The organism is Rhizobium acidisoli (genome assembly GCF_002531755.2).
GTDB classification, from domain to species: Bacteria; Pseudomonadota; Alphaproteobacteria; order Rhizobiales; family Rhizobiaceae; genus Rhizobium; species Rhizobium acidisoli.
The window spans coordinates 350,134-374,325 of the sequence record NZ_CP034999.1 but is presented as its reverse complement, the minus strand read 5'-3'; the positions used below and the strand labels follow the sequence as shown (position 1 = coordinate 374,325).

The window sequence follows — 24,192 nt, the reverse complement described above, 5'->3', positions numbered from 1 at the left end:
TGCTGGGTTCGGGAAATTGCCAGAGAACATTAATGCGCCAGGCTGATTGCGCCTGGCGCGTCGACCGCGAGCAGATGCTTGCACATCTTCTCCGCTAGCGAGCGTGGTATTTTGTATCGACCTCGTCGATCGCGGCAACATTGCTCGCCGAGCGACCGTTCGCGTCGAACGTCTGGGCGAGGAAGGAGTCGACAATAGACTTCGCGAGCTCCGGCCCGATGACGCGGGCGCCCATGGTGATGATCTGGGCGTTGTTCGACAACGCCGCCCGCTCGGCGGAGTAGGTGTCGTGCGCAAGGGCTGCCCTTATGCCCGGTACCTTGTTGGCCGAAATGCAGACGCCAATCCCGGTGCCGCACACGAGGATGGCCTTGTCATAGGTGCCGTCAAGCACGCCGTTGGCGATCCTGTCGGAGAGGTTCGCATAGAAAGCGTCGAGACCGGCGTCCGTTCGGGAGACTTCGAACACCTCGAAACGCTCCTTGAGATAATCGGCGAGGACCTTAGCGAGGCCTTCGCCCGCGCTGTCGCCTGCTACTGCAACTTTCATCTTAATCACTCCTCAGATTTTGGCCGCGCACTTTTCGAGGATGTCGAGGTAGCCCTCGATCTTCCAGGCGGAGCGGCCGATGAACAGCCCATCGACATGAGGGCAGGATATGAGCTCTTCGCAGTTGTCTGCGTTGACCGAACCGCCGTAGAGGCAGGGAATGCGCCGGCCGAGCACGGCTTCCGCGAACGCGATGATCTCGGCCTGGCGGGCGTCGGCGTAGTCCACTGTCGCGGGGATCCCATTGACGCCAATGGCCCAAACAGGCTCGTAGGCAAGCAGTATCGGTTTTTCCTTCTGGTGGGTGGAAAGGCTTCCCAATGCGCCGCGAACCTGGCGCTCGAGGACGTCGCGGGCTCGCCCGGCCTCGCGTTCGGGAAGTGTCTCCCCTATGCAGATGAGCGGGATCAAGCCGTGGCGAACCGCCGCCTCGACTTTCAGCCCTACCGTCACGTCTGTCTCGCCGAAATGTTCACGCCTCTCGGAGTGACCAAGTTCGACGATGTCGAGGTTGCAGTCCTTAAGCATCACGGGGGAAATCTCGCCCGTCCAGGCGCCCTCGTCGTCCCAGTGCATGTTCTGCGCGCCGACCTTCACCGACGTGCCCGCCAACGTGGTCTTCACTTCTCGGACAACAGTGAAAGGAGGGATGACAAAGCGCTGGATGCGGGGATGGGACGTGGTGTCTGCGGCCCTGAGACCGTGCGCGAACTGCGCGGCATCGGCAAGCGTCTTGTTCATCTTCCAGCTGGTGCCAATCCAGAGGGTTTTCTTCTCGGTCATGTCCCGCTTCACCACGTTTGCGTTCAAATGGCTGTTGGCCGACTAGAGCGAGCCGGCTCGATACCGCTTCGCCATTTCCGCGAGCGGCACAACGTTGATGGAGCTTGCGCGCCCTGCCGTTCCGAAAGCTTCGAATCTTTCGCGACAAAGCTTCGAAAGCGCCATCATTGCGGGCTTCAAATATTTGCGAGGGTCGAATTCTGTCGGATCTTCGGCCAGCACTCTGCGCACCTGCCCCGTCATTGCCATGCGGCAATCCGTGTCAATGTTGACCTTTCGCACCCCATGCCGAATGCCGCGCAGGATTTCCTCGAGCGGCACGCCCCAGGTTGGCTTCATCCGGCCGCCGAAACGATTGAAAATTTCCTGCAACTCCTCCGGCACGCTCGAAGAACCATGCATGACGAGGTGCGTGTTCGGGAGTTTCCGGTGGATCGCCTCGATAACATCCATTGCAAGGACGTCTCCGTCAGGGCGACGTGAGAACTTATAGGCGCCATGGCTGGTGCCCATCGCGACGGCAAGCGCGTCAACCTTGGTCTCTTCGACAAACTTCGCGGCTTCCTCCGGATCGGTCAAAAGCTGATGCGGATCGAGCTTGCCTTCGACACCATGACCGTCTTCTGCCTCGCCCGTACCGGTCTCAAGCGAGCCCAGAACGCCAAGCTCTCCTTCCACCGAAACCCCTGCCCAATGGGCCGTGTCGCTGACGCTTCTCGTGACCTTGACGTTGTAGTCCCAGTCGGCCGCGGTTTTCCCGTCAGCAAGGATCGATCCGTCCATCATGACGGAAGTAAAGCCGTGCTGGATCGCAGTGACGCAGGTGCTCGGTTCGTTTCCGTGGTCAAGATGGACGCAAACGGGGATATTGGGATAGATCTCCGTCACCGCATCCATCATGTGCTTGAGCATGATGTCGTTGACGTAGGCTCGGGCCCCGCGGCTCGCCTGCAGGATGACAGGCGAATCCGTTGCAGCGGCCGCTTCCATGATGGCAAGCGCCTGTTCCATGTTGTTGATGTTGAACGCCGGGACGCCGTAGCCGTGTTCGGCGGCATCATCCAGCAGCTGGCGGAGAGTAATCCTGGCCATGAAGTGTCACTCGCTGGTTGGATTGGAATCGAGATAGCTTGCGATCAGGTCGACCTCCGTCGCCGAACCGAAAACGAGCGGCGTGCGGCAATGGTGAGAGGTTGGGATCTTGTCCAGAATTGCGGTCGTGCCGTCGGTGGCCCGCCCACCGGCCTGCTCCATCAGGAACGCGATCGGATTTGCTTCATACACCAGACGAAGGCGCCCATTTTCAAAGCCCGGTCGCTTGTCGCCGGCGTAGAAGAACACACCGCCCCTGATCAGGACCCGGTGGAGCTCTCCGACTGCCGATCCGAGCCAGCGCATGTTGAAATCGCGGCCACGCGCTCCCTCCTTGCCAGCCAGACAATCCTGGAGGTACAGGCTCATAGCAGGGTGAAGGTGACGGTGGTTGGAAGCGTTATACGCAAGTTCGCTTGTGTCCCGAGGTATCTGAACCTGCCTTTTGACGATCAGGAACTCGCCGGTTTGGGGATGCATTGTCGCCAGCAGCACACCCTCTCCGACCGAGAAACCCAGATCGACCGTACTGCCGAATGAGACATAACCGGCGGCGGCTTGTCGCTTCCCGGGGGCCAAAAACGGGTCTTCAGTTTCGCTGAATGGAATGATCGAGAATATCGTGCCGACGGGCGTGCCCAGCCCGACATTGCCTGAACCGTCGATCGGATCGATTGCGACCGCAAAGCGCTGGCCATTGAGCATAACTGGCGCATCGGCCTCCTCGGACAGGACCCTGGCAGCGCCTGCGCTTGCGAGTATTTCGATGAACAACTCGTGCGACGCGATGTCGATTGCCTTTTGCGCATCACCGCCGGTATTTGATCCGACAAGCCGGGCCGGATCGCCCTCCAGGGAACCCGCCGCGATGCGTGCGGATAAAAGACCGGCGGCATCCAACACACCGTTTATTAGAGCCGCCACCCCCTGACGGGACACATCCTCACCAGCCCAGGCCGAGAGGTACTCATCGACAGAACCATACTGGACGCGCGCATCGTCATTTCCGAGTGTCGCCGGCGCGCTCATTGCTTGCCCCTTATCCTTGCTAGGGCGCGCGTGACGATTGCGTCACGCGTGATCCCGAATTGCTCGTATAGCGTCTCGGCCGGCGCAGACGCTCCGAAGCCGGACATCCCGATCACGTCGTCTTCGCTGTCGACATACCTGGTCCAGCCGAACTTCGAGAGCGCTTCCACGGCAATGCGCGGTGCCTTCCCGAGGACCGAGCTGCGGTAGTCTTTGGGCTGTTGTTCGAAAAGATCCCAGCTCGGCATCGAAACGACCGCGGCCGGAAAGTTTTCAGCCTCAAGCTCTTCAGCCGCCTGGATCGCAAGCGCGACCTCCGTTCCGGTGGCGATGATTGTGATGGCACGTTCGCTGCTGGCTTCCCGCAGCACATAGGCTCCCCGTGCGCAGCGATTGATGCCGTCACGCTGGGTGCGCAGTTGTGGGACATTCTGCCGCGAGAGCGCCAGAACCGACGGCGTGTTCTTGCTGGTTATTGCAAGATCCCAGCATTCCAGCGTCTCGATGGTGTCCGCGGGCCGGAATACATGCAAGTTCGGCATTGCCCTGAGGCTGGCGAGATGCTCGACGGGCTGGTGGGTCGGACCGTCTTCGCCAAGACCGATCGAATCATGTGTCATCACGAAGATAGAGCGGACGCCCATCAGAGCCGCCACACGAATGGCGTTGCGGCAATAATCGGAGAAGACGAGGAACGTGCCGCCATAGGGTATGACACCGCCGTGAGCCGCCATGCCGTTCATCGCGGCGGCCATGGCGAACTCCCTCACGCCATAGCTGACATACCGCCCGCTTGCAGCGGCGGTGAAATCGCTGTCGACGGCCGGAACCCGGGTCAGGTTAGAGTGGGTGAGGTCAGCGGACCCGCCGATCATTTCGGGAAGCAGCTCCGTCAGCGCTTCCAGTGCGATCTGGCTTGCCTTACGCGTTGCCACTGATTGCGGCTTGTCGAGCAGCTTTGCCTTGGCGGCGTTCACCGCTTCGGCGTATCGCGCCGGCAATGAGCCGGCGGTGCGGCGTTGAAACTCACTTCTGACATCTGCGCCCGCTGCTTCGAGCCGCGCTTGCCAGTCCTTGCGCGCCTGGGCGCCCTTCGCGCCGACTTCGCGCCAAGTTTTGAGGATCGGAGCAGGAATCGCGAAAGCGTCCGCCGTCCAGCCATAGGCTGCCTTTGTCGCGGCGGCTTCGTCGGCGCCGAGCGGTGCACCATGTACAGAGCTTGTTCCTGCCCTTGACGGAGAGCCGTATCCGATAATGGTTTTCAGAGCGATGAGGGATGGCCTGGTTGCTTCCACCTTCGCCTGCGAGATCGCCGCGTCGATCGCGTCCGGATCATGACCGTCAACGCGCTGTGTGTGCCATCCGTATGCGTCGAACCTCGCGAGCACATCTTCCGAAAACGCGATTGCGGTCGAGCCATCGATGGTAATGGAGTTATCGTCGTAGAGGACGATCAACTTGCCGAGCTGAAGGTGGCCGGCCAGCGAAGCAGCTTCCTGACCAACGCCTTCCATGAGACATCCATCTCCACAGAAGACGTAGGTCCGGTGATCGACAAGTGCTGCGCCAAATTCCGTTGATAGGCGCCGCTCCGCGATCGCCATTCCGACAGCCGACGCGATCCCCTGTCCGAGCGGCCCGGTGGTCGCCTCGACACCAGCGGTGTGGCCGTATTCGGGATGACCTGGCGTTTTGGAGCCCCATTGGCGGAAGTTGCGAACCTCCTCAATCGTCATGTCTTCGTACCCGGTGAGGTGCAGAAGGCTGTAGAGCAGCATCGAGCCATGGCCGTTCGACAGGACGAAACGATCGCGGTCCGGCCAGCCAGGTTCGCTTGAATCGAACTTGAGGTGCCGGCCGAACAGCACCGCCGCCGCATCAGCCATGCCCATGGGCATTCCGGGGTGCCCGGACTTTGCGGCCTCAACCGCGTCAATTGACAGGACTCGGATAGCGCTCGCGAGATCGCGGATCGAAACTGCTGCTGTCAATTCTTCCTCCCTCATAAAACGCGACCAATGTGGCGCACTTTTCCGGACATCACAAAATCACGTATTGTATGCGATAAATATAACAATATCACATTCTGCCGCGAAAAAAGACGGTCATCATACCTCATACCTTATACCTCAGTATTTGCGCAATAGCTTTTATTGGCTACCACGTCGATCGGGAGCCGGAAGGATCAGCCCAGGTCGCTTTCACGGGGCGGTCTGCCTCGATCCGTTTGGTGGCAAACGGACAAGATGATCAACGTGATCACTACCGCGTTGAGCATTCGAGAATGGATGAAACCATCCCAAATGGGGAATGTTCAATTCGGTTCGCCGATGTTTCCCGACATTTCTTAAGTTGACAGCTTTTACAAATGCATTAACGTATACGTTATTGAATTCAAGGAACTCACTAGGCTTTGATGGGAGGAACCAAAATGCCTTTGACGATGCGCAAGTCCCTACAGATGATCGCCCTTGCCGCCGCCCTCGGCGGTAGCGCAGCCTATGCGCCAAGCGCTTTCGCGGTCGATATCGATAAACAGATCAAGGATATTGAAAGTCACCCGGCAAGCGGGCCCAACGGCGAGAGAGCGACCCTCGCGAGCGACCTGAAGCTATCTGCCGAAGAGATCGAAAAGATCAAGACGAAGCACGCCAAAGCGGCCATTGTGATGCACTACACGGCGTCTGACTGGGCCAAGGCCCAGATGGCCGGGCAAAAGAAGGCTCTGGAAGAGCTCGGCGTCGAAATCGTTGCGACGACTGATGCTGGATATCGCGCGGAGCAGCAAGTTTCAGACATCGAAAGCGTCATGGCGCTCAAACCTGATGTCATGATCACCGTTCCCGCCGAACAGTCAGCCACCGCCGCAGCATACAAGAAAGCTGCTGCCGCTGGCATCAAGATCATCTTTCTCGACCAGACTGGGGCTGGAATGACCGCAGGCAAGGACTACGTGAGCTTGGTTTCCTCCGACAACCGCGGGATGGGCAAGGTCGCCGCCCTCCTCATGGCGAAGGCGCTCGACGGCAAGGGCGAAATCGGTCTCATCCCGCATGCGTCCGACCTTTTTGCCACGAAAGAACGCGTTGTCGGCTTCAAGGAAGCGATCAAGGATTATCCCGATATCAAGGTCGTCCAGGAGACCGGTGTCGGAGGCCCCGATTTCTCAAGCGAATCCGAGCGCGTCGCCTCCGCAATGCTGACGGCGCACCCCAACCTCAATGGCATCTGGGCCGTGTGGGACGTTCCAACGGAAGGCGTCCTGTCAGCGGCGCGCGCAGCGGGCGCGTCCAAGAACCTCGTCATCACCACTTGCGACCTTGGCGTCAACATCTCGATCGACATGGCTAAGAAGGGTTACGTCAAGGGAACGGGCTCCCAGCGTCCGTACGGCGCCGGCTATGCCGAGGGCATCCTTGCGGGATACGCCCTTCTCGGAAAGGACGCACCTCCCTACGTCGTGCTCCCGGCCCTTGCCGTAACCCGCGATAACCTGATCGAGGCGTGGCCGCAGTCGAACGGCGACCAGGCTCCGAAGATTCTCACCGACGCAATGAACTAACGGTGCGCGGGAGCGGCTCCGCCCGCTCCCCGTCCCAAAGCGGCGGACAACGACCATGAACACTCAAGCAGTCACCGAAACCCTCGCCGCCGTCAGGATGAGCGACGTGAGGAAATCGTTTGGCGGCGTGCACGCACTGCGCGGTGTCAGCCTGACGATCCAACCCGGGACAATCCATGCGCTGGTCGGCGAAAATGGTGCCGGCAAGTCTACCCTGTTGAAGATCCTGCAGGGTGTGGTCACACCCACGGAGGGATCCATCGAGGTTTTTGGCGAGCACATGTCGTCAAGCTCTCCGGAGAATTCCCGTAGGCTCGGCATCGAGATGATCTTCCAGGACCTCAGCCTGATCCCCACCCTCTCGGTCGCCCAGAACATTTTCCTGAACCGGGAGCCCCGCCGCCTGTCGATCTTGGTCGACGAGCGCAGGGAAATCGCACAGGCAGCCGAGATCATCGGCCAGCTCAACCTCAGGGTTGATCCGAGGACACCTGTTTTTGAACTCAGCCCCGGCCAGGCCCAGCTGACCGAAATCGCCAAGGCCATCCACCAGGACGCCAGGATCCTTATCCTCGACGAACCAACCTCGTCGCTGAGCGCACAGGAAGCCGATACTCTGTTCGGCATGTTGAATAAGCTCACTGCGGCGGGAACAGCCGTGATCTACGTTTCGCATCGCATGACCGAGATCATGACCATCGCCGACGAGATTACAATACTGCGCGACGGTCAGAACGTGACCTCCGGGAAGACATCCGAATTCACGCTCGACTCGATCGTGCAGCACATGGTCGGCAAGCGTGTCACCGGCTTCCAATACCAGGCGCGACCTATTGATCGCAGCGGCAAACCCGCGCTGAGCGTACGTGGCCTTTCGGGCCCCTCGGGAAAACCCAGCGATGTCAGCTTCGACCTCCACAAGGGCGAGATTGTGGGAATAGCAGGCCTCATGGGCGCGGGCCGGAGCGAGCTTGCCCGCCTCCTTTTCGGCGTCGATAAGAAAACTGCGGGAACCGTAGAACTCGGAGGCACTGCCGTTGAGTTCAAGTCGCCTTCGGATGCCATTAAGGCGGGCATCGTGCTTGTTCCAGAGAGCCGCCACGAGGAAGGTCTGGTTGTCGAGCACAGCGTCGGCGATAATCTTGGACTGCCGCAGATCGGTCAGCTCGTCCGCGGTCCCTTCATCGACCGTCGACGCGAGGGAACGCTGACCTCCGATCTCATCAAGCAATTGCGGATCAAGACGCCGTCCGCTGACAACAAGGTCAGGAACCTTTCCGGCGGCAACCAGCAGAAGATCGTTATCGCCAAATGGCTGGCGGTTGATCCCTCGGTTGTCATTCTCGACGAACCGACAGCAGGCGTCGACATCGGTTCAAAGGCCGAGATCGTAGAAATCATTCGGACCGTCGCCTCCTCCGGGAAGTCCGTCATCGTCATCTCGTCGGAACCTGCCGAGCTTCTGGCAACGAGCGACCGCATCCTTGTCATGAACAACGGACGACTCGCGCGCGAAATCGAGCGCGACGAAATCGAGAGCTGGGCCACGATTGCCGGCGACGAAACTCAATCTCCGCTGATCCGCACCGAACTCGGTCTGCAGGTCGCGATTCAGAAGGCAACCCAAAATGTCCACTGAAGCCAAGACATTGAACACAGAGGCGGATGCAACCCACATGCGGCCGTGGCACAGCAACTGGCGCGACTACGTCGTCTACATCGGCTTCGTCGTCATCTTCATCGTCTTCGCCATCCTGCTGCAGGATCGCGGATTCCTATCTTCAAACAACCTGCTCAACATCCTGCGGCAGACTGCGATCGTCGCCATCGTTTCCATGGCAATGTCGTTCGTTCTCTCGGCGGGCGAGATCGACCTCTCCGTCGGAGCCATTGCGGGACTGTCGTCGGTGGTCGCTGGCCTGGTGCTGAGCCAGTATGGTCTGTTCCCCGGCATTCTCGCGGGCTTGGCCCTCGGGCTGCTGGTAGGCGCCATAAACGGCGGCCTAACTGCCTATCTCAACATCCCGTCGTTCTTGGTGACGCTCGGCATGATGGGGATCGCGCGAGGGGTCGGAATGTGGGTGAGCGGCACCTCGCCTGTTCCGATCATCAACGACACGTTCATTTTCGTCTTTGGTTCGGGCAACATCGGTCCTGTTCCTGTCCTCGTTATCTGGGTCGCCGTTCTGGGCATCATCGCCCATATCGCGCTCCGCAAGACACCGTTCGGCCGCAAGGTCATGTCGGCAGGCGGAAACTCGATCGCGGCTCGCTACAGCGGCGTCGATGTCCGGAAAATCAAGTTCCAGGTGCTGCTACTGACGGGGATGGCCGCTGCAATCGCGGGCATGCTCTATGCCGGACGCCTGCAGTCTGGACGCTTCCAGCTTGGCGAAGGCGACGAGCTGTCTGTCATTGCAGCCGTGGTTCTCGGCGGCACCAGCCTATTCGGCGGACGCGGCACCGTGATCGGTTCCATCGTCGGTGCCCTGCTCATCGGTGTCATCAACAACGGTCTTATCCTTGGCGGCCTCGACTACAGCCAGCAGCTCATCGCACGTGGAATGCTCATCATCTTGGCCGTCGCGGTCGGCCGAAGCCGCTAACGAGGAAGGTTCTACGGAGGTATTACGATATGAGAGTTTTAGTAACAGGCGGCAGCGGCAAATTGGGTAGAGCCACGATCAAGCATCTGATTGAAAGTGGCCACGACGTCATCAACGCGGATACCATCGCTCCGCCAGAAAACCTCTGCCCGTTCGTCAAGGTCGATTTCGAGGATATGCGCGCCACGATCGAGGCGATCAGTGGCTTTGATTGGGACCACAATCGCAACACTGAAGCCGTCGTCCATCTAGCCGCTGTGCCGATGCCGGGACGAGTTGCTCCTGCTGACGTTTTCCGGGTTAACACCATCTCGACGTTCAATGTTTTCGAGTCATGCCGATTGCTCGGCATCAAGAACATCGTGTGGGCGTCGAGCGAGACCCTGCTCGGCATCCCTTACGAGATCAAGCCTGACTATCTGCCGGCGGACGAGAATTACCAGTCGCGCCCGGAAACGTCCTATTCCCTGTCAAAGCATCTCGGCGAGGAGATGGCAAAGCAGTATTGCCGCTGGGACAGCCAGCTCAAGATTGTTTGCCTACGCTTCTCCAACGTTATGGACGAGAGCGAGTATGCCGACTTTCCGGCCTTCGAGAAGGACCCTGGCAGCAGGCGCTTCAACCTTTGGACCTATATCGACGCCCGCGACGGGGCACAGGCGATCCGACGCTCGCTCGAGTGGAGCGGCAAAGGTGCCGAGGTCTTCATCATCGCAAACGACGATGGGGTCATGACCACCTCCAACGAGGAACTCGTCAGCAAGTGGTATCCGGGGGTGCCGTTCAAGAAGCAGATCGGGAAGAACGAAACCCTGCTGTCCATCGACAAAGCAAAGAGCGTTCTCGGATACCAGCCTGAACATAGCTGGCGAAAATATGTAGGCTCCTGAGAAATCAGCCAGCTTGAAGGGAAAGAAAATGCCGACCAGGAAACAGACAGCACCGGTCTCAGAGATCAAAGAGGACGCCTTCGCGAAAACAATGACCGCGACAGCGCACCTTCGGTTGCGGCAGCTCATCCTGGATAACAAGTGGGCACCCGGTTACCAGGCGACCGAACAGGAAGTCGCGTCCCAGTTGGGAATGAGCCGGACGCCCGTGAGGGAGGCGCTCATGCGCCTGCAGCAGGACGGACTTGTCTCGGTTATCCCGAGGCATGGAATGCGGGTTCTGCCGATTTCTATTTCTGACATGAAAGAAATTTATGAAATCCTGACGTCGCTGGAAAGTACGGCTGCAGAGCTGGCCGCCAGCCGCCAGCTTTCCGAGGATCAGCTTCGCGGTCTCGAAAAGGCGACGGCCGACATGGACCATGCGCTTTCGCAAGATGACTTGGAGCGCTGGGCGCAGGCGGACGCGAGATTTCATGAGCAACTGCTTGAACTTGGCGGCAACCAGATGCTCAAGTCGGTCGTCCTCAATTTCATCGACCGCGCACATCGCGTCAGGATGGTGACGCTGAAGATGCGTCCTAAGCCGGTTAACTCAACCCGCGAACATGCAGAACTCGTGCAAGCGATCCGCGAAGGCGACCGCGAAAAAGCAAGAAACATTCACAAGGCGCACCGGGAACGGGCAGGCAAGGAACTGCTCGACCTCCTCGAGCGCCTCGGCCTCAACCACCTCTAGGACAGGTTTCAAATGTCATCGTTGAACAACACCCTCAAGATCGCGATCCTTCCCGGCGACGGGATCGGCAGGGAAGTCATGCCTGCCTGCCTGGAATTGATCGACGCCGCCGTCGGCCAGGCGGGCGCGCCACCGCTCGTGTTCGAGACGCATCAGGCCGGTGCGCAGTACTACGCGGAAACCGGCGAGGCCCTGCCCGCCGCCGCGCTCGAGGCCTGCCGGACATCCGACGCAATCCTCTTCGGCGCGATGGGCTGGCCCGACATCCGCTTCCCGGACGGAACGGAAATCATTCCGCAGCTCGACCTGCGCATGGAGTTCGGCCTATTTGCGGGTGTCCGTCCGATCCGGTGGTTTCCCGGTCTCCCGAAAGTGCTTTCCGATCCTCGCGCCGAAGGAATTGACTTCGTGCTGGTCCGCGAGCAGACAGAAGGCTTGTTTTATGCGCGCGGCCGCGGCGAGGTCCTGAACGACCAGGAGGCCTACGACACGATGCAGATCACGCGGGCCGGCACCGAGCGCGTAACCGAATTCGCTTTCCAGCTCGCCGCCCAGCGCAAACGTCGCGGCAAGCCCGGCACGGTGACCTGCGTCGACAAGGCGAATGTCTTCAGTTCGATGGCTTTCTTCCGGAAGGTCTTCGATGAGATCGCCGCCAAGCACCCCGAGTTGCAGAAGGACTATGCCTATGTCGACGCGCTGGCGCTCAACATGGTGAAGAAGCCGTGGACGCTCGACGTGCTGGTGACCGAGAACATGTTCGGCGACATCCTTTCCGACCTTGCGGCCGGCCTGATCGGCGGCATGGGGATGGCCCCTTCGGCGGACATCGGTGATACCCACGGCCTCTTCCAGCCGGCACACGGGACCGCTCCCGATATCGCGGGCAAGGGCGTTGCCAATCCGGGCGCAATGTTCCTGTCGGGAGCGATGATGCTCGACTGGCTGGCGGTAAAGCACGGCGATCAGCGGCTTGCTGACGCCGCCGGGCTGATCGAGGCGGCGGTCGAACACACCTTGTCGACCAAGACCGCGGTTCCAATGGAGTATGGCGGAAGCGCCAATTGCGCGGAAATGACGCGCAGCGTGATCGGCGCTCTGGGTGCCGTTCGCAAGGAGGTCGCATGAGTCCGGCATCCACAGGCTTCGTCGTGGTCGTAGAGTTCGTCGTTCAAAGCCAGTTCGCCGATAATTTCCATGCGGAGATGATCGAGAATGCCGCGACGTCGCTACGCGACGAACCGAACTGCGAAGTGTTCGATGTTTGCCGCGATCCTGAGCGGCCGGAGCGCACCTACCTCTATGAAGTCTACGGTTCAAGAGCCGATTTCGACTTCCACCTGAAGACGCCGCACTTTCTGAGCTTTGATGCGATGGTTCGAGACTGGGTGGCCGAAAAGCGAGTGGAAACGTTCGAGCGCGTTTCGTCCCGCAAGAAGGAGGGCGCTAGATGACTAGCGGCGTCAAGGCCATTGTCTTCGACACGTTCGGCACGGTCGTCGACTGGCGGGCTTCCATCATCCGCGATCTCACCGGCTGGGGCGCGGCGGAGGGCCTGCAGATCGACTGGGCCGGCCTCGTCGACCGCTGGCGAGACCGTTACAATCCCCAGAAGGCGCGGGTGCGCAGCGGCGAGTTGCCGTGGACGAACCTGGACGAACTCCACTTCGATGCCTTGAAGGCAGTGTTCGCAGAGATGGGACTGGCCGAACTCGACCACGACCGGATGATGCACGTCAACAGGGTCTGGCATCGCCTGGACGGCTGGCCCGACGCATCGCGCGGGCTGCACCGGCTGAAGTCGAAGTTTATCATCGGCCCGCTGTCCAACGCCAATGTCGCGATTCTCGTCAACATGGCAAAGCATGCCGACTTGCCCTGGGACAACGTGTTTTCCTGCGAGCTTTTCCAGCACTACAAGCCCGATCCGGAGACCTACCTCGGGGTCTGCAAACTCCTTTATCTGGAGCCCGGGGCCGTCATGATGTGCGCTGCCCACAACTACGACCTTGCCGCCGCGCGCAGCCTTGGCCTTAGAACCGCATTCATCGCAAGACCCACCGAATACGGCGAGGGTCAGACCACCGACCTCACAGCCGAGCAGGGCTGGGATTACGTCGCCGACGATCTCGAAGACCTCGCTCGACAACTCGGATGCTAGAAGAGAGAAAGACAATGCAGACCTACAAGATGTTCATCGACGGCAAGTGGGAAGACGCTGCCAACGGAGACACGTTCGAGACGAAGAACCCTTTCAACGGGCAAGCTTGGGCCGCTATTCCGAAGGGCGGCAAGCAAGACGCCGAACGAGCAGTCGAGGCTGCGCACCGCGCCTTCACGAGCGGTCCGTGGCCGAAGCTCACCGCGAGCGCCCGCGGACATCTTCTTCGGCGTCTTGGCGACCTGATCGCCGAGAATGCGGAGCATCTCGCGACGATCGAGGTTACGGACAACGGCAAGCTCATCAACGAGATGCTGTTTCAGCTCAAGTACATCCCACAGTGGTACTACTACTTCGGCGGGCTGGCGGACAAGATCGAAGGAGCGGTCATCCCGATCGACAAGGCGGACACCTTCAACTTCACTCGAAACGAGCCGCTCGGCGTCTGCGTCGGGATCACGCCGTGGAACTCCCCTCTGCTGCTGCTCGCCTACAAGCTGGCGCCGGCTCTCGCCGCAGGGAACACCTTCGTGGCAAAGCCCTCGGAGTTCACGTCTGCTTCGACACTTGAGTTCGCAAAGCTTGTCGAACAGGCCGGCTTTCCCACGGGCGTCTTTAACGTCGTCACAGGTTTCGGCGCGGATGTCGGCGAGACGTTGACCACCCACAAGTACGTCGCCAAGATCGCTTTCACGGGAAGCGAAGCCACCGGGCGCAAGATTGGCGAGCTTGCAGCGCGCAACTTCAAGAAGGTTACGCTTGAACTCGGCGGCAAGAGCCCGCACATCGTCTTCGACGATGCGGAGATCGACAATGCTGTGAACGGGGTGATCTCCGGCATTTTCGCTGCCACCGGACAAACATGCATTGCGGGCTCAAGACTGCTCGTACACCGCAAGATCCACGACCAGTTCCTCGAGAAGATTGTCAACCTCGCAAAAATAGCGAGAATGGGCGATCCGCTATTGACGTCGACGCAGGTTGGCCCCGTGACGACGCCGCCGCAACTCGAGAAGATCCTGGGCTATATCGACATCGCAAAAGGCGAAGGCGCTGAATGCGTTCTCGGTGGGGGGCGGCCGGACAATCCCGAGCTCTCCAGGGGCTGGTTCGTCGAACCTACGATTTTCTCCGGGGTCCGAAACGACATGCGCATCGCGCAGGAGGAGGTCTTTGGCCCGGTGCTAGCGGTCATCCCCTTCGACAGCGATGAGGAAGCCGTGCATATTGCTAATGACACCAATTACGGGCTGGCCGCGGGCTTCTGGACCCAGGACATGCGTCGTATCCTGAAGGTTTCGGCCGCCATCCAGGCTGGCACGGTCTGGGTCAACACTTACCGCGTCATCAGCTATATGTCGCCCCTCGGAGGCTACAAGCACTCCGGCATCGGTCGCGAGAATGGCATCGCCTCGATCCAGAACTACATGCAGACGAAGAGCGTGATGATCTCGACTGCTGAAGACGTCGCCAACCCCTTCATCATGAGGTGATCCATGGTGGTCGCCGGAAAGTTGCTGGTCGGCTGCGTGGCCGACGATTTCACGGGAGCGACCGACGTCGCGAACATCTTCGCGCGCGCCGGCCTCAAAACGACGGTGCTGATCGGCGTTCCTGAAGACGACCGGGACACTGACGCCGACGTGAGCTCGGCTCTAATGGGCTCGCCCGGGCTACGGCACGCTTTGAAGCCGGCGAACGCTGCGAGACATTTGTCACTGGATTCCCAGTCTCGCTCGGGCCCCAAGCTCTGATAGGGAAACTGAAAGGACGTCTCCCTTTTCCGCGATACGCACCAATAGCGTCATCGCAGAAGCCACCCGAACAACGTCAATCCCAATCCGCGGCGCGGCCGACCGCTTCTCGCTTCGGGATCTCCTGACGGACCTGCTCGAGTTTATTGAGAATGCCGTCATAGCTGATATTGCCAAGCGGCAGTCGCAGAGGCTTGTCCTCGTTATGAGCGACATTGACAATCGCCACGGCCGCCTTTGCCGGATCCCCTGGCTCGTTGCCGACGTTCTGTCGGAAGGACGCGCGCTGGCCACCCGCCGTATTGCCGTAATCGGCGATTTCACCGTCCGGTGGTACTTCATGTGCTGAGTTGCCAGCCCAATCCGTCGCAAACGGGCCGGGCTCGATGAGGACGATGTCAATACCGAGCGGCTGCAATTCCTGCGAGAGCGATTCAGAAATAGTTTCCACAGCGAACTTGGACGCGCAGTACCATCCGACAGCCGGAAAAGCTCGGATGCCTCCGACGGACGACCCGTTTATGATGGTACCTGAGCGCCGCGCCCGCATGGCAGGAAGAAACGCATTGGTGACGTTGACAAGACCAAAAACGTTTATCTCCATCATTCGTCGAATTTCCGCCTCCTGGCTTTCCTCGACCGCAGCGAAATAGCCAATCCCAGCGTTGTTGAAGAGGAGGTCGATGCGGCCAAAGCGTGCTTGGGCAGCGGCTACGCTGTGCTTGATCTCTTCGGGGTTGGTGGCGTCGAGTTGAATCGCCGCGACGCCTTCGGGAGAAAGTGCCACAAGGTCTTGAAGCGCTTCGACGGAACGAGCGGTTGCGGCGACTTTATTACCGCGGCGAATGGCTTCCTCGGCGACAGCGCGACCGAAACCGCGGGATGCACCTGTGATGAACCATGTTTTCATTTGCTAATACTCCACATTGCTGAGGTGGTGCCGCTACCAGCGACGCATCAGCGATATGGATTAGATTTCGATTTGGTTGAGATCACATGACATCATCACTGCGTTGAGCTAAGCTCATCTGCAATCCACAAAAGCCGCGCGACGCGTGCGATGGCCGGCGACAATTCCGCAGACAAGGCAGTCGTCGCACGGCTCTATGACCAGTTCGGCTTCAATAGGAAATGATGTAGATCTTTGGACAATGCGGAACTGTCCGCTGGCGCGCCATATGTTCTACCGCCGGAGTCGGTTATTATGTGCAAATGTCCGTGGATCTGACTGAATCCTGTTGCCCTGTCTGTGAGCTTTTGTGGCCTCTTCTTAATGAATTCCAAAATCGAGAGCAATCCAATGTCCCGACCTCTTTCGCTTGAAGGCATCAGTCAGAGCGCGGTGGACTACTTTTCGTCATCAGGCTACGTCAATCTCACGCATCTGCCGAAGGCTCTGGATGACAAGGATCTTAAAAGTCATATAGCCGAAGCACATATTGTGGGAATTCGCTCACGCACGTATCTGACAGAGGAAATCTTCAGATCGGCTAAGAAGCTCATGGCCGTCGGCTGTTTTTCTGTGGGGACAAATCAGGTCGATCTGGATGCGGCCCGCCGACGCGGGATACCCGTGTTCAACGCTCCCTATTCAAATACGCGCTCGGTCGCCGAGCTTGTGATCGGTGAGATCATCATGCTGACCAGGCGGATCTTCCCGCGTTCGGCTTCGGCTCATGAAGGCGGATGGGAAAAATCTGCCGTCGGCAGTCGTGAGGTGCGCGGGAAAACGCTGGGCATCGTTGGCTATGGCAATATCGGTTCGCAGCTTGGCGTTCTTGCGGAAAGTATGGGCATGAACGTGCGCTATTTCGATCCCTCGGACAAGCTTCGCCACGGCAATACAGAATCGATGGCGACGCTCGGGGCACTGCTCGAAATCTCAGATTATGTGACGATGCATGTTCCAGAGACCAGTTCAACGCGAAACATGATCACTGAGGCTGAACTGCGCCGAATGAAAAAGGGAGCGTTTTTATCAACAATTCCCGCGGGACCGTGGTCGATCTTGAGGCGCTTGCGACGGTTTTGAAAGAAGGGCATCTCGCAGGCGCGGCTGTGGACGTGTTCCCGAAAGAGCCGGCATCCAATAAAGAACTTTTCAAGACGCCGCTACAGGGTTTGGACAATGTAATTCTGACGCCACATATTGGCGGCTCAACCGAAGAAGCCCAGGAGCGCATCGGAGGGGAAGTCTCAAGGAAGCTCGTCGAATATTCGGACGTCGGTTCGACGCTGGGCGCGGTCAATTTTCCCCAGGTTCAACTGCCTCCGCGACCGAACGGCACACGTTTCATCCATGTTCATGAAAATCGCCCTGGCATCTTGAACAGTTTGAATATGATTTTTTCGTCCCGCGGACTGAATATCGTCGGCGAATTCCTGCAAACCTACGGCGAGATGGGTTATGTGGTGATTCAGGCCGAGAGCATTGGCCAGAGAGCGGATGACATCCTTGATGAGATTCGCCAGATTCCGGGAACGATACGCGCTCGATTGCTTTACTGACCCGATGCATTGTGCGTCATTTCGCTTTGGCCTAACGTTTGCGAATTCGCGACTTACGCGGCGCCATGTCCGTTGTCGATTCATCGGTCCGCGATTTCTGGAGGCGGACCGGTGGTCGAAGAAGAACCGGGCCGTAAGCAGCGTCCCATGGCTCGTTGGCTGAAGTTCGTTTTATTGTAGTCGGGGATTCAGCCATCAACACATCGCAAGTTGCGCCGCATGCCATCGTCGGCGTTTATTATGCACTCCCAGCATCTGGCCCACTATGCAAGTTGACCAGGGTCGAACGCCATTTACTCGCTCAAGATACTGCGGGAAGCACAGGCGACACCCTCTCGTCATGCCGCGCTCGGCCATAGCTGCAGGATAAACACCCATTCATTGCGCAAAATCAACTCGGCCCCACGTTCAACGTTGAAATCGCTCCAGCATTTTTCTTAACTGCGCGTTTTGCAGCGTTAGCTTTCCCGCCAGCTGCCCCCTGAGCACCCGGATCTCTTCATCGAGGTTTATCTCCTCTGCAATGTGTGCGACCTGGGATACGGACGAAACGTTCGTAACCGCTACGCTTCCTTGCTGCGACTTCTTTCCTTGCGCGGTGCGACTTCGACAGTTCGCCTGATATGCGTAGTATCAACATGTGCAGCGGTGACGTCGATACCAGTACCGCCGGATAGAGCCTGATTAGCGACCTGCCCAATCTTTGCTGCACGGCGTTCGACCTTATCGCGGGCACCGTTTTTGGCTTCATCGGAATGCACAGGCTCTGCGGAAATTGCAGCGGCTTGACCATGACGAGGTAGCTCCTCGCTGCTAACCGGTCGATCAGCGCCTTTCACGCTCTCCTCGGCAGGCGCTTCAGTCGGACCGGAAATAGGCAATGCCTCCGGCGTAACCTTCTCGGTCGAGCCGATTTCTCTTTTAGTTGGCGTCCAGGTGAGATCCGTCGGCCAAAAAATTTCCAGGGAGACGCCATCTATCTGACCTCGCGTTTTATCCCGCAAGCAGGCAGTGAATTTAGGTCCCGCAACAGCATTCGCCGTTGCCAAAATGTATGTCTCGATGAGCATGGAAATGCGGCCGGCGGTTGACCGGCTGCTATATCAATCGAGCTTGAGCCGTTTGCACGAGCGGACGGCATGTCCTCGACCAACCCCAGGCTCAAAAGGGAAACGGGGATAAAGCCACACCGCGTGGGCAATAATTCAGCAAGAAAGCGGTGGCGGCGATAAAGTGGTCACGGTCCGTCATGCTCAATCATCGCACAGCGAATCGCAAGGTCCGTTAACGTTTCGATGCCTTGGGCGTGCGTTTGCGACGAGAAGTTCGGACTTCGGGACGGGCTTACTATAGTAGAACCCTTGTGCCACAGCGCAGCCGCTTTCAACCAAGAATTTTTCTTGATCGACCGTCTCCACGCCCTCAGCGACCACATCTTGCCCTAGGCAGCGCGCGATCGAGAGAATTGCCTTCACCAGTTCTCTACTTCGCTTGTCGGATCGATTGATGAATGACCGGTCAATCTTAAGGGTATCAATGGGAAAGTTAGCCAAATAGCTCAGAGATGAGTAGCCGGTGCCGAAATCATCGATCGCTATGGAAATTCCGCTCGCATGCAATTGAGAGAGTGTCGTCGAAACGCCCTCGCAGTTGTGGAGCAGGAGACTCTCAGTTATTTCCACCTCGATCCACTCCGCACGACAACCGGTTTCCTGCAATACGTCCGCCACCGTTTGCGACAAATGCGGGCATTGAAACTGCTTAGGAGACAAATTTATCGCGATCTTGTGCGGGGGCAGTCCATCTGCATTCATGATGGCTGCCGTGCGACACGCCTCATGCAGCACCCATCGTCCGAGATCGATGATCAGTCCGGTTTCCTCGGCGACACCTATAAATTCTCCCGGAGGGATCATTCCCATCTTCGGATGATGCCATCGAAGCAGTGCTTCTGAACCAATCACCTTTCCGTTGTCTAATAGGACCTTTGGCTGATAATGGAGTTCAAGTTGCCCATGTTTCATAGCTAGGCGTAGGTCTGATTCTAGCGCCAGGCGCTTTTCAGCCCCAATCGTGAGATCCCTTGAGTAGAATCGGAAGTTCCTACGCCCCGAGCGCTTCGCTAAATACATCGCAGAATCTGCATATTTCACCAAATCGTCGGGAGCATCACCGTCATTTGGAAAAACCGATATCCCGATGCTGCAGGATACAAAGATCTCCCTGTCGGAAAGCATGAAGCGTTCGCCGAATGCGGCGAGCATTCTGCTGGCAATTTGAGCCAAATCGTCATTGTCCTGGACATTCGGCAGCAAGACTGCAAATTCATCGCCACCGAGTCTCGCCACTGTGTCGCTGGCGCGGACGCCTTCTTTCATGCGTGTCGCCACCTGCCGCAGCAACTCGTCACCGACGGGATGCCCCATAGTGTCATTGATCGCTTTGAAATGGTCCATGTCGATCAGCATCACCCCGGCTCGCTGGCCCGCCGAAGCCGCGTCCCTGATCATCTCGCGTAGCCGTTCATTGAAAAGTGTCCGGTTAGGCAGGCCGGTCAGAGAATCGTAGAATGCCATCTGATGGATTTTCTTACGGGACGTGTCCAGTTCGGTGATATCGCGGGCGACGCCGAGAATCCCCATCAGCTTTCCCCCCGTGAATACCGGAACCTTACGTGTTTCCAAAAGCGTTGATCGACCATCCTCGTGAGCGGTGAACCGTTCCTCATTGATGAGAATACGGCCGGCTTGCATGGCCTCCTCATCCTTGTCACGAAAAAACTGGGCGAGTTCGGGCGTAAACAGATCATAGTCCGTTTTCCCAACGATTTCCGCTTCTGCCTTGCCGACCAACCCTTCGAAGGCATGATTGCACAACAGATATTTGCCTGTTACGTCTTTAAGCCATACCATATCCGGAATGGTCTGCAGGACACTTAGGAGGCGAGCCCGAGCTTCAATAGTGGTGCCCTCGGCGTGCTTCCGTTCGGTAATATCGCGAGATAGCACCAGAAAAGTGACGGTTGAGTGGTCACTGCTTGGTCGCTTCGCCACCGACAGTTCAAACCAACGGGATTCGCCGTTTGGTAGGGCTATACGGACACAACGACCGTAGGAGGCGCCGGTTTCATCGGCTTCTTCAAGAGCCAGCATAGCGATGTCGGCCTGATCTGGAGGGAGCACATCGCGGACAAGCTTACCGAGCAGCACTTCTTCTCGCTGCGCCAGGAGCTCCTGATTCCTTGCCCAGACCTGCAGGTAGCGACCGTCGGCATCTACCTCGAACAGAACGTCTGGAATGGCGGCAATAATTCCCTCTGCGAATTCAAGAGCCTCTTTGAGATCATGCTCCGCACGTTTTCGCTCTGTGATGTCCAACATCGCGCCAACCAAGCCGATCCTGTTACCGGCGATATCAGTGATCGCTGTTTTGCTGAGTAAAAGATCAACGACACCACCATCTTCGGCAGTGGCCTTTGCTTCATATTGCTGAACACCGCCATTTGCAAAAAGTGCCTCGTCCGACGCGGCATACTTCTCGGCTATGGGTGCGGGTACCAAATCGAAAACGGTTTTTCCGATAATCTCTGCTCTTGAGCGACCGGAGAAGCTTTCAAACGCCCTGTTGCAACCAAGGTGTACCCCATCCCTGTTCTTGAAGAAGACGGGTAACGGGATCGCGTCGAGTACGACGGCACTGGACATCTCTTCGGCGTTGAATGGCATGTCGACGTTTGTCTCAGGTTGCCGGGGGGGCGCCCGAAAAGACTTCTCAAACGGTTGCTTCAGACTCGCGACATCTGCGTCGTGACCGTGCGATGGCCGGACAATGGAGGCCTCCGAAAATGGCGGTGCCGTGCCCGTGGCAAGCGGAGGGCTGGCATTGACCGCGGTGCGGAAGGCGCCACGCCCCTGATTGATTTGAGCATCAGTCGCCATCTGCGCTTCCACAGGCTGTTCGGGGCGGGATGTGCGTTCCGATTGAGCTATGTGTTTCATGTACTTGTCCTGCTCTGTCACGTGGCTGAGCAATCATGCGTCAAGCCAGCTTTTTGTTAGGACCGCACAAGTCATTTGGCGGGAGTACCATGCCGCTACCCCACCGGGATATCGCTCTCATTCAGAATCATCAAAGATGTGCATTTCGCTGTGGTCGGCGACGCCGCCCATATGATTTAGAATGCTTGCCAATCATCGTTCGAAGGCGCGAGTGCCAGGTTACCGCGGCGCATCGGATAGTTTCCGCGGTCAACCATTGTCTGACCGGCCGGGAAACTCTTGCCAAGTTCGCCCGTCACCTTCTGTGGCTGGAAATCCCCGCTCTCGTCTTTGAAGTGGAAATGTCTCAAAAGCGCGGCGAGGCTTTGGCTCTCTTGAGCGAGGTGTGATCCTGCAGAATTCATCTCCGCGACCATGCTCGCATTTTCTTGAGTGGCATGGTCCATATGATTAACCGCGCCGTTGATCTCGCGCAGGCCCGACGATTGTTCTTGGGAGGCCGTTGCTATTGCGTCCATATGAAGATTTACATCCTGCACAAGCTCTTCAATCGTTCTCAGGCCCGATCCGGTTTCGCTCACGAGCCTTACGCCCTCGTCGACGGCCAGAGCTGAATTGCCGATGAGATCCTTGATTTCTTTCGCCGCTGTCGCTGAGCGCTGCGCAAGCTCCCTGACCTCCTGGGCAACAACCGCAAAGCCTTTTCCCGCGTCGCCAGCACGCGCTGCTTCGACGCCGGCGTTCAGCGCCAGGAGGTTTGTTTGGAAGGCGATCGCGTCGATGACGCTGATGATCTGCGAAATCTGTTTGGAGGAGTTCTCAATGCGATGCATGGCTCCGATAGCATTGCGTACAACCCGACCGGACATTTCCGCATGATCCCGCATCTGTTGGACAGCTCCGCGCGCCTCGGCCGTCCTCTTTGTCGTCGATGCAACGTTGACGGTTATTTCCTCCAACGCCGCTGCAGTTTCCTCGAGCGAAGCCGCCTGCTGCTCGGTGCGTCTTGAAAGATTTTCAGATGCGGCCGAGACGCCCGAGCTGCCATTCGTGACCGTTTCGACTGAATGGCCGACGGTAACAAGCGCGTCCCGGAGCTGACGAATGGAAGCGTTGAAATCCCTGCGCAAACTTTCAAACTGTGGCGCTAACGGCTCCTCAATCTCATAAATCAAGTCTCCATCCGCCATCCGCTTCAACCCGGTTGCCAATGCCGTCGTCGCTCGGACGAGGCGCTCTTCTGCTTCTTTTTCCGCCCTTACCTGAATATCCAGCTTCTCTTGGTCAGAACGAATGCGCTCAGCTTCCGCGGATGTCTCCAGGTTATTTTTCTGTATGGCCGCGCCGCGGAAAAACTCAAGGCAACGCGCCATGTCCCCGATCTCGTCGCGTCGGATCGTCAAGGGCACCGGCGCCGACGTATCGCCTTCCGCGAGTGCCTTCATTCGGCTTGTCAGAGTCCGAATGGAGCTTGAAATTCTCCGAACGACCGAAATGCACAGAATGAGTACCGTAGACATGATCAGAAGCGTGGCGCCGGAGTAGCCGATAAAGGCATTGCTAAGATCATCGTACCGCTGAAATGCCATCTCGTCCAACTCGTCGCCGGTGCGCATAATGAGTGCGGTCAACAAAGCACCCCGCTGTTGGGTGATTTTATTCCATCGATCCAACGTCTCGGGGGGAAGGAAACGCCCGGCTGGTTTGCATACATCTGATCGCGAACGCCGGCGATGAACTTGCCTGCGGCGCTGGCCTCAAAGTCGTCATAAGATTTGACGAGATCGGCGGGGAGAAATTCCTGCATCGCAGGCACATAAAGCTGCTTTAGATTTTTTGACTGTAAGAGGGACGAAAATAGATCGACGGACATGGCTGAATTTTTGATGTAGGCTCGGCCGGGTCTGATCTCCAGCAAACTAGCTTCCGTGATCTGCATCAGCGCGTGAAAACCGGTAATTTGGCGTGCTAAATCCAAATCATTGACAGTCGCCCCAGTGCGACGGACGAGCTCCAAACCCGCAAGGGCAGCTGGGCGCAAAGCAACAGCTCCCTCCGCCTCGCTAGCCGTTCCGTCATCGACGCGCCGGCGGAAGCTATCGATATTGTCCCGCCTTTCACGAATGATTTGTACTGCCCGTTCTATGGCCGGATCGTCAAATGTCTTTTTCCAAGAGTCGTAAGCGGAAAAGACCGCTGTAAAAGCCCTGTCCGATGCAGCTTGCTTTGCCCGACGCACGTCGGCGCCTGCAAACGCTTCCGCCGCTATAGCTTGGGCGAGGACTCCGCCTTCCCGCCCAAGTCGCTGCGTTGTTTGTGCGCTTCGGAAGGTAGAGTATTCGCGGTAATACCCCAGTGATGTTGATACTCCGATGATTACGAACGCGGTCAACGGGATAATTGCCAAAATCATTAAAAGTAGAGATAGCGGCAGTCTCGACATATGTTCCTCATAGACGACTATAAATTACACCGGCTTCCATCAGCGACGCGGTCCAGAACATTGCGACATCGACCGCT

The 24,192-nt window shown here is 58.1% G+C and carries 17 protein-coding genes and 3 pseudogenes; 11 read left to right on the top strand and 9 right to left on the bottom strand.

Going from position 1 to position 24,192, the window contains the following annotated elements; translation table 11 throughout:
• Positions 1-94: 94 nt before the first annotated feature.
• From derI to tkt, 5 genes are read right to left on the bottom strand one after another with little or no spacing between them, the layout of a single operon-like run.
• Entirely contained in the window at positions 95-550 is a 456-nt protein-coding gene (gene derI, locus CO657_RS24140; RefSeq protein ID WP_054185511.1) for a D-erythrulose-4-phosphate isomerase, read from the bottom strand.
• 12 nt (positions 551-562) lie between these two features.
• A complete protein-coding gene (locus CO657_RS24135) occupies positions 563-1,333 on the bottom strand; it encodes a triose-phosphate isomerase (RefSeq protein ID WP_054185510.1) in 771 nt (256 codons plus the stop codon).
• A 42-nt stretch (positions 1,334-1,375) separates the two neighbouring features.
• Positions 1,376-2,425 carry a class II fructose-bisphosphate aldolase gene (gene fba, locus CO657_RS24130; protein WP_054185509.1) on the bottom strand — a complete coding sequence of 350 codons (1,050 nt, stop codon included), beginning with the start codon at positions 2,423-2,425 and terminating at the stop codon, positions 1,376-1,378.
• A gap of 6 nt (positions 2,426-2,431) precedes the next feature.
• Complete coding sequence (locus CO657_RS24125) at positions 2,432-3,454, bottom strand: class 1 fructose-bisphosphatase (protein ID WP_054185508.1); 1,023 nt, start codon at positions 3,452-3,454, stop codon at positions 2,432-2,434.
• The gene (gene tkt / locus CO657_RS24120; RefSeq protein WP_054185507.1) at positions 3,451-5,460 is read right to left on the bottom strand and encodes a transketolase; all 2,010 of its coding nucleotides are present in this window, start codon (positions 5,458-5,460) and stop codon (positions 3,451-3,453) included. Before tkt ends, CO657_RS24125 begins: the two co-directional genes overlap by 4 nt.
• 425 nt (positions 5,461-5,885) lie before the next feature.
• Between tkt and CO657_RS24115 the strand changes: the two genes are divergently transcribed.
• From CO657_RS24115 to CO657_RS38270, 10 genes are read left to right on the top strand one after another with little or no spacing between them, the layout of a single operon-like run.
• Complete coding sequence (locus CO657_RS24115; protein WP_054185506.1) at positions 5,886-7,016, top strand: substrate-binding domain-containing protein; 1,131 nt, start codon at positions 5,886-5,888, stop codon at positions 7,014-7,016.
• Between the two features lie 55 nt (positions 7,017-7,071).
• The gene (locus CO657_RS24110) at positions 7,072-8,655 is read left to right on the top strand and encodes a sugar ABC transporter ATP-binding protein (RefSeq protein WP_054185505.1); all 1,584 of its coding nucleotides are present in this window, start codon (positions 7,072-7,074) and stop codon (positions 8,653-8,655) included.
• Positions 8,645-9,622, top strand: a complete 978-nt coding sequence (locus CO657_RS24105; protein ID WP_054185504.1) for an ABC transporter permease — start codon at positions 8,645-8,647, stop codon at positions 9,620-9,622. Before CO657_RS24110 ends, CO657_RS24105 begins: the two co-directional genes overlap by 11 nt.
• A 29-nt stretch (positions 9,623-9,651) precedes the next feature.
• The gene (locus tag CO657_RS24100) at positions 9,652-10,512 is read left to right on the top strand and encodes an NAD-dependent epimerase/dehydratase family protein (RefSeq protein WP_054185503.1); all 861 of its coding nucleotides are present in this window, start codon (positions 9,652-9,654) and stop codon (positions 10,510-10,512) included.
• Between the two features lie 28 nt (positions 10,513-10,540).
• Positions 10,541-11,251 carry a GntR family transcriptional regulator gene (locus CO657_RS24095; RefSeq protein ID WP_040113969.1) on the top strand — a complete coding sequence of 237 codons (711 nt, stop codon included), beginning with the start codon at positions 10,541-10,543 and terminating at the stop codon, positions 11,249-11,251.
• Positions 11,252-11,263: 12 nt separating this feature from the next.
• The gene (locus tag CO657_RS24090; protein ID WP_054185502.1) at positions 11,264-12,379 is read left to right on the top strand and encodes an isocitrate/isopropylmalate dehydrogenase family protein; all 1,116 of its coding nucleotides are present in this window, start codon (positions 11,264-11,266) and stop codon (positions 12,377-12,379) included.
• Positions 12,376-12,705, top strand: coding sequence for a putative quinol monooxygenase (locus CO657_RS24085; protein WP_054185501.1), 330 nt, complete (start codon positions 12,376-12,378; stop codon positions 12,703-12,705). The genes CO657_RS24090 and CO657_RS24085 overlap by 4 nt, the downstream gene beginning before the upstream one ends.
• The gene (locus CO657_RS24080) at positions 12,702-13,412 is read left to right on the top strand and encodes a haloacid dehalogenase type II (RefSeq protein ID WP_054185500.1); all 711 of its coding nucleotides are present in this window, start codon (positions 12,702-12,704) and stop codon (positions 13,410-13,412) included. Before CO657_RS24085 ends, CO657_RS24080 begins: the two co-directional genes overlap by 4 nt.
• A gap of 14 nt (positions 13,413-13,426) precedes the next feature.
• Positions 13,427-14,905 carry an aldehyde dehydrogenase gene (locus tag CO657_RS24075; protein WP_054185499.1) on the top strand — a complete coding sequence of 493 codons (1,479 nt, stop codon included), beginning with the start codon at positions 13,427-13,429 and terminating at the stop codon, positions 14,903-14,905.
• 3 nt (positions 14,906-14,908) lie between these two features.
• Entirely contained in the window at positions 14,909-15,166 is a 258-nt protein-coding gene (locus CO657_RS38270) for a four-carbon acid sugar kinase family protein (protein ID WP_054185498.1), read from the top strand.
• A gap of 76 nt (positions 15,167-15,242) precedes the next feature.
• Here the strand turns inward: CO657_RS38270 and CO657_RS24065 are convergent, their stop codons facing one another.
• A complete protein-coding gene (locus tag CO657_RS24065) occupies positions 15,243-16,076 on the bottom strand; it encodes an oxidoreductase (protein WP_054185497.1) in 834 nt (277 codons plus the stop codon).
• A gap of 390 nt (positions 16,077-16,466) precedes the next feature.
• On the opposite strand from CO657_RS24065, the pseudogene serA reads away from it, so the two are divergent.
• Positions 16,467-17,674 (top strand): annotated as a pseudogene (serA, locus tag CO657_RS24060) (phosphoglycerate dehydrogenase).
• Positions 17,675-18,082: 408 nt separating this feature from the next.
• Here serA and CO657_RS24055 read toward each other — a convergent pair.
• The 3 genes and pseudogenes from CO657_RS24055 to CO657_RS38105 form a co-directional block, all read right to left on the bottom strand.
• Positions 18,083-18,650: pseudogene (locus CO657_RS24055) on the bottom strand (hypothetical protein).
• Positions 18,651-18,927: 277 nt separating this feature from the next.
• On the bottom strand, positions 18,928-21,672 hold the full coding sequence (locus CO657_RS24050; RefSeq protein WP_054186050.1) for a sensor domain-containing protein: 2,745 nt from the start codon (positions 21,670-21,672) through the stop codon (positions 18,928-18,930).
• A gap of 176 nt (positions 21,673-21,848) precedes the next feature.
• Positions 21,849-24,115, bottom strand: a pseudogene (locus CO657_RS38105) (methyl-accepting chemotaxis protein).
• Positions 24,116-24,192: the final 77 nt, after the last annotated feature.

Coding starts and splice junctions, on each gene's coding strand:
- fba (WP_054185509.1), bottom strand. CDS start 2,425: ATGGCCAGGATTACTCTCCGCCAGCTGCTGGATGATGCCGCCGAACAC.
- CO657_RS24050 (WP_054186050.1), bottom strand. CDS start 21,672: ATGAAACACATAGCTCAATCGGAACGCACATCCCGCCCCGAACAGCCT.
- CO657_RS24115 (WP_054185506.1), top strand. CDS start 5,886: ATGCCTTTGACGATGCGCAAGTCCCTACAGATGATCGCCCTTGCCGCC.
- CO657_RS24125 (WP_054185508.1), bottom strand. CDS start 3,454: ATGAGCGCGCCGGCGACACTCGGAAATGACGATGCGCGCGTCCAGTAT.
- derI (WP_054185511.1), bottom strand. CDS start 550: ATGAAAGTTGCAGTAGCAGGCGACAGCGCGGGCGAAGGCCTCGCTAAG.
- CO657_RS24090 (WP_054185502.1), top strand. CDS start 11,264: ATGTCATCGTTGAACAACACCCTCAAGATCGCGATCCTTCCCGGCGAC.
- CO657_RS24110 (WP_054185505.1), top strand. CDS start 7,072: ATGAACACTCAAGCAGTCACCGAAACCCTCGCCGCCGTCAGGATGAGC.
- CO657_RS24065 (WP_054185497.1), bottom strand. CDS start 16,076: ATGAAAACATGGTTCATCACAGGTGCATCCCGCGGTTTCGGTCGCGCT.
- CO657_RS24085 (WP_054185501.1), top strand. CDS start 12,376: ATGAGTCCGGCATCCACAGGCTTCGTCGTGGTCGTAGAGTTCGTCGTT.
- CO657_RS24080 (WP_054185500.1), top strand. CDS start 12,702: ATGACTAGCGGCGTCAAGGCCATTGTCTTCGACACGTTCGGCACGGTC.
- CO657_RS24075 (WP_054185499.1), top strand. CDS start 13,427: ATGCAGACCTACAAGATGTTCATCGACGGCAAGTGGGAAGACGCTGCC.
- tkt (WP_054185507.1), bottom strand. CDS start 5,460: ATGAGGGAGGAAGAATTGACAGCAGCAGTTTCGATCCGCGATCTCGCG.
- CO657_RS24100 (WP_054185503.1), top strand. CDS start 9,652: ATGAGAGTTTTAGTAACAGGCGGCAGCGGCAAATTGGGTAGAGCCACG.
- CO657_RS24135 (WP_054185510.1), bottom strand. CDS start 1,333: ATGACCGAGAAGAAAACCCTCTGGATTGGCACCAGCTGGAAGATGAAC.
- CO657_RS38270 (WP_054185498.1), top strand. CDS start 14,909: ATGGTGGTCGCCGGAAAGTTGCTGGTCGGCTGCGTGGCCGACGATTTC.
- CO657_RS24095 (WP_040113969.1), top strand. CDS start 10,541: ATGCCGACCAGGAAACAGACAGCACCGGTCTCAGAGATCAAAGAGGAC.
- CO657_RS24105 (WP_054185504.1), top strand. CDS start 8,645: ATGTCCACTGAAGCCAAGACATTGAACACAGAGGCGGATGCAACCCAC.